The sequence below is a fragment of the Acinetobacter sp. CY73 genome (assembly GCF_059515865.1).
Genome location: NZ_JCAKMZ010000059.1, coordinates 1 through 5,342, shown reverse-complemented (window position 1 = coordinate 5,342; position 5,342 = coordinate 1). Strand labels below are relative to the sequence as shown.

Sequence of the window (5,342 nt, the reverse complement as noted above, 5' to 3'; positions counted from 1 at the left end):
TGCCGCCAGCGTTCAATCTGAGCCATGATCAAACTCTTCAGTTTAATATTGCTTAGTGCCTATAGGGCACCAATCTTGGCTCATCAATCTTCTGACAAATATTTCTCAAATAAACTTCGAGTCATTTCTACCATCAATCAATGAAAATAATTTCGATTAATCAATCAGTAAAAATCCACACAAGTTGTTCTTCATAATCTCTTAATGATCTTCTTGTTGGTTCGTCACCAGCAAGCTAGGTCGGCTATACTACTCTCTTTCGATAAATAGTCAACTGCAATTTCAAATTATTTTAAACTTTCTTTCTAAAACCCAACTTAACCAATTAATGCTAAGTTACTGTTTTATCAGAAGTTTTAATCTTCATCACCGCCGATGGATGTGCATTCTACAGGATTTCAGATCAGGCACAACCCCTATTTTTAAATATTTTGCCTGACTGTATCTTTTTCATGCAAAAGTTAATTAATTTCACATTATTTGCACAAATATGAGATAGTTTTCGATCAAATTAGCATTAACATCTCATTTTAATAAGCTGTTAATATAGAACATGAGTGCTTTTTACAGTCATATATAGAGTACTTTTTCCTTTCATTATTATATTTGGGTTTGTTATGCATCATAAGAATATTTTATGGGTAAGTATGCTGGCGCTTGGATTAAGTACAACAACTTATGCTCAAGATGCTTTAAATGCTAATCAAGAATCTGCAAATCAGGCGTTGTCTACAGATACAGAAGCAAGCCGAACGAGTGATGCATTGGACTCAGATAGTATAGATTCCCAAAATGCAGAAACTAAGAATAATGTACAGGATGCAGTTACTCGCCATCCTCGGCTTGAAGCTTTAAAAGAATTAAAGTCAATTAAAATAGACCAACTTAAAGTCGATGCAAATGCGGCTCAAGCCGAAGAAGTAAAAGATCCGCTTCAGCCTTTAAATCGTCAAATTTATGAATTCAACGATGTACTCGATCGAAATATAGCTCGTCCATTGGCTGTTCAATACACCAAAAAAGTTCCAACTGAAGTCCGTGGCTCATATCGATCTTTCCGTAAAAACTTGGGCGAACCGTGGAATGCTGTGAACCAACTTGCACAAGGGCGTTTTACTCGCGCAGCGAAAACCTTAGGTCGCTTCACTTTAAATACAGTCACAACTTTAGGTTTTGCAGATCCAGCGAATCGTTTAGGCATGAGTACTGAGGAAGAAGATTTAGGAACAACACTGGGTTATTATGGTGTGCCTTCTGGCCCTTATTTAATGCTACCAGTCATGGGTCCAAGTACATTCCGCGACAGCTTAGGGCGTATTGTAGATAGTCAAGCCAGACCTCAAAAATACATTTTAGAGAATAATGACCGTCTTTATTATGGTGAACAAGCGATGCGTGGTATTGATGCTCGTTCACAACTTTTAGACGTTGAACAAGTCTTACAAGGTGACAAATACGCAGCTTTACGTGACATTTACCTTCAACGTAAAAACTTTCAAATCGCAGAGAAGAAAGGTATTGAATCAAGTGATGGTTTATTCATTGAGGATAGCCTATCCAATGATGGCAATGCAAAAGAGTAAGGTTTTATAAAATAAAAGTATTTAGCGAAATGATTATGCCTATTACTTTAGGGTTCTAGGCATTGAAAGATAAATCCATAGAATTTATTAGTCATTTCTCACCCCATTTAAGTGTCCATCACTGACAAGCATGAGTTTTCTGTTTAGCTTAATGCTTGGATATGCTTTTTACTTGGTCTAAGATAGTGAAAAGCATCATCATTAGGATCAATCTTCAACTCCATGTATTTCATTCAGCCCACTCGCACAATTCCAAATTTAGAATTCGTTCTAGATACTCTTCCGAGTTTGCAAATGATTCATATAGAAGATATTCATCTCTATGATCCTACGATCATTGCTATTGCAGACGTGAATGATTTTCTTCACTATAAATGGTCGATTCCGACCATCGTGATTGGTCATGAAGATCAAGGTAGTGAGCTCTCTCAAGCTTGGGAACTCGGAGCATTGGCCGGCTGGATTTGGACAAAGCTTCCAAGCCAACTTGAAGAATCATTACTTAAAATTGATGCACAATATAAACGTAATCAAGATAGTCGCGATCTACCATCCGCAGCTGAACTACAAAAGAAACTTCTCCCTAATCCAATTGAACTGCAAAATTATGAGTTTGAGACTTTGTTTCAACCTTCTGCCTATTTATCAGGTGATTGGTATGACTATTGGAAGATTAGCGATAAAGAAATCATTTTCTATCTCGCTGATGTCTCAGGACATGGTGTCACCAGTTCGCTTTTAACATCTTGGATGGCTGCCTTTCATGGTCGCTCTAAAACTCCACGTGAATTACTTAAAAAATTGAATGGAATGCTCGTTCAAGAAAATATTGAAAAGCATATCACGATGATTGCAGGTGTTTTGAATCTAGAAACACATCAATTGAAATGGTCTAGTGCGGGTCATTACCCTCCTGCTATTATTTTTGAGCCGAATCAACCCCCTCGTATCTTAAATACCAGTAGTTTTCCATTAGGACTGACTGAAGACCTCGACATCGAAGAACAAGAATGTACCTTGAATCGTCATGCTCGTTTTATCATTTGTTCGGATGGTGCACTTGAACCTTTTGACGGTGGGCTCAATGAACAATTTGCTCAATTGGTCTATCACTTGCAAAATCATTCATTTGAAGCACCAGAACATGTTGCTGATGATATTGCGATTTTAAGTCTAAAAAGATTGAATTAAGTTTATAATCAATACCCTAGAGTTTTTTACTCACTTCTACGACCCTAGACTACTTGAGAATAGGGTTGCGCTATGTGATAATTTTCCAATCCTTCTCTGCAAATGGCATTTATATGTCAACAGGTCATGTTGAATATGCAAGCTTGAATGGAACGCATATTTTCAAAATTATTGGTGAAGTGCGAGCCCAATCTTGTATTAGTCTAGACAAACTTTTGTCTCGGATTGAACAGCAAAGTAACGTCACTGGCGCGATTGTTGATTTAACCCAAACCACATTTATAGATAGTACTGTTTTAGGCATATTGGCAAAGCTTGGTCTGAAACTGAAACAAATTCATCATATCCAAGCAGTGATGCTGTCTACAAACCCAGATATCACCACGCTTGCCAATAGTATGGGTCTAGGTCAAGTTTTTGTAATTTTGAATTATTGTGGTGATCCAAATGTTTGCACACGTGCACTCTTGGATGAACATATTTCACATAACACCATGCTTTCTACAGTATTAGATGCGCATCGTACATTGATGAAATTAAATGAAAGCAATCAAAATATGTTTGAACCTTTGGTTAAACAGCTCGAAAAACAGCAAGACACGATTGATCACAGCATCTAAATGATAAAAGCTAGACTATAAAATCTAGTCCACGTATGGGATGAGTCATGACTTTACTTTCCGTTGTTCAAATGAATTCTCAAAATGACATTGAAGTAAACTTCAGTGTGATTGAGTCATTGATGATTGAAAGTAAAGCTCAAGGCGCGAGCCTGATCGTTTTTCCAGAAAACTTCGTGTGTTTTGCTGCTGGAAAACAACGTGAAACAGCTGACCGTTTTGATGAGTTTCAAACGCGTTTACAAAATCTGGCACATCAATATCAACTTTGGATCGTTGCAGGCACTCTCCCTTGCCCTTATCGCCCAAATGGTACGGTGATTCAAGATGGTCGTGTTCGTACAGTCAGCTTATGTATTAGCCCTGAAAGAACCGAAGCACGTTATGACAAGATCCACTTGTTTGACGTTCAAGTCGGTGATGCGGTCGGTGGCTATCAAGAGTCTCAGTTTTTTGAGCCTGGCGATGAAGTTGTCTTAGCAATGACTCCTTTTGGCAATATTGGCTTAATGGTGTGTTATGACCTGCGTTTTCCAGAACTTTCACTGACTTTAAGAAATCGTGGTGCAAATATCTTAACTGCTCCTGCTGCTTTTACTTATACCACTGGTGAAATGCATTGGCAGTTATTGCTTCAAGCACGTGCCATGGACAGTCAATGTCAAGTGTTAGGTGCTGCACAACAAGGTTGGCATGGTGAGAAACGTCAAACATGGGGTCATACTTCGGCGACGAATAGTCGCGGTCAACTTTTAGATATGGTGTATCAAGAAGGCGCTCAGCTCATTACTGTTCCCTTTAACTTAGAAGAACAATCTAAAATTCGCGAATCTATGCCTTTAATGCAGCATCGAAAATTAATCCAATATTGATTCGGTTCATTTTTAATTTAACTCGCTCTGCATCTTTACAATTCTACTGCTTATTTTTCAATCAAATTCAGCCACGATCTTAGTTCAATATAATGAATTGGGATAAGTTCATGTCTTTAGAAAAAATTGTCTACACTGCAAAAGCGAAAGCAACTGGCGGTCGTGATGGAAGTGCGACTTCATCAGATGGAATTTTGGATGTCAAACTCGCTGTGCCTAAAGATATGGGTGGTCCGGGTGGTGGAACTAATCCTGAGCAGTTGTTTGCTGCGGGTTATTCAGCGTGTTTCTTAGGTGCGATGAAGTTTGTTGCAAACCGTGATAAATTAAAAATTACACCTGATGCCTATATTGAAGGTGAAGTAAGTATTGGCCCTATTCCTACAGGTTTTGGTATTGCTGCGACCTTAAATATTCACTTAGAAGGTTTAGAACAAAGCGAGGCTCAAAAGTTGGTGGACGCAGCGCATATCGTTTGCCCTTACTCTAATGCAACGCGTGGCAATATTGATGTGACCTTGAATGTGATTGTTTGATTTTATAAAAAAATTGCAATTCACTATAAAAAATAAAAAGCTGATATGTTTTGCATATCAGCTTTTCTATAAATAATAGATTTAACTTCACTTCTTATAAGAGATTTTATCTAAAATGATTGCTCGAAATAAGCTTGATTCGAGATGTTATTCACCAATTAAAATGTCTATGCGATAAACCATTTAAAATGTCCTGTTTTTAACGACAAGAGTCAAGCACAGGATTCAACTTTCTTTGTTCAATACCGGCTTTCTGAGCTTTACGACTTGGCATACTTTTGTTTGTTCTTGAACGTTTATTCTGTTTTTCCAATGCTTCATGCTGCTGTTGAATATGCGCTAGAACTGAACCTAAACGTTTATTTTCAACAATCTCATTTTGCTGTAGCCCAGCCAATTTATTGAAGATGCTGTAGTTGAGCTTTCGTCCTTGATGCATGAGGGCCACAGTCCCATCCGGATACTCTAGAAATGAAATATATTGCCCAACTAATTTCTGGTTTAATTCAGTCGGTTCAAGCATATAAATACATTTGTCAT

General features: G+C 37.9%; 5 protein-coding genes and 1 pseudogene. 5 read left to right on the top strand and 1 reads right to left on the bottom strand.

Going from position 1 to position 5,342, the window contains the following annotated elements:
* Positions 1-617: 617 nt before the first annotated feature.
* The 5 genes from AC5YD2_RS15995 to AC5YD2_RS15975 all read left to right on the top strand — a co-directional run bounded on the left by AC5YD2_RS15995 (position 618) and on the right by AC5YD2_RS15975 (position 4,802).
* Entirely contained in the window at positions 618-1,583 is a 966-nt protein-coding gene (locus AC5YD2_RS15995; protein ID WP_496127245.1) for an MlaA family lipoprotein, read from the top strand.
* Between the two features lie 222 nt (positions 1,584-1,805).
* Positions 1,806-2,774, top strand: coding sequence for an RsbU family protein phosphatase GigA (gigA, locus tag AC5YD2_RS15990; protein ID WP_496127244.1), 969 nt, complete (start codon positions 1,806-1,808; stop codon positions 2,772-2,774).
* A 113-nt stretch (positions 2,775-2,887) separates the two neighbouring features.
* Positions 2,888-3,394 (top strand): anti-anti-sigma factor GigB, encoded by a 507-nt coding sequence (gene gigB / locus AC5YD2_RS15985; RefSeq protein WP_496127243.1) that lies wholly within the window; start codon positions 2,888-2,890, stop codon positions 3,392-3,394.
* Positions 3,395-3,441: 47 nt separating this feature from the next.
* Positions 3,442-4,266, top strand: a complete 825-nt coding sequence (locus tag AC5YD2_RS15980; protein WP_496127242.1) for a carbon-nitrogen hydrolase family protein — start codon at positions 3,442-3,444, stop codon at positions 4,264-4,266.
* 110 nt (positions 4,267-4,376) lie between these two features.
* Positions 4,377-4,802, top strand: a complete 426-nt coding sequence (locus tag AC5YD2_RS15975) for an organic hydroperoxide resistance protein (RefSeq protein WP_496127241.1) — start codon at positions 4,377-4,379, stop codon at positions 4,800-4,802.
* Positions 4,803-5,001: 199 nt separating this feature from the next.
* Here the strand turns inward: AC5YD2_RS15975 and AC5YD2_RS15970 are convergent.
* A pseudogene (locus tag AC5YD2_RS15970) lies at positions 5,002-5,342 on the bottom strand (ISNCY family transposase); the annotation flags it as partial.

Bases quoted from the DNA above. Each gene is read 5' to 3' on its own strand.
- gigB (WP_496127243.1), top strand. From the start codon at position 2,888: ATGTCAACAGGTCATGTTGAATATGCAAGCTTGAATGGAACGCATATT.
- AC5YD2_RS15975 (WP_496127241.1), top strand. From the start codon at position 4,377: ATGTCTTTAGAAAAAATTGTCTACACTGCAAAAGCGAAAGCAACTGGC.
- AC5YD2_RS15980 (WP_496127242.1), top strand. From the start codon at position 3,442: ATGACTTTACTTTCCGTTGTTCAAATGAATTCTCAAAATGACATTGAA.
- gigA (WP_496127244.1), top strand. From the start codon at position 1,806: ATGTATTTCATTCAGCCCACTCGCACAATTCCAAATTTAGAATTCGTT.
- AC5YD2_RS15995 (WP_496127245.1), top strand. From the start codon at position 618: ATGCATCATAAGAATATTTTATGGGTAAGTATGCTGGCGCTTGGATTA.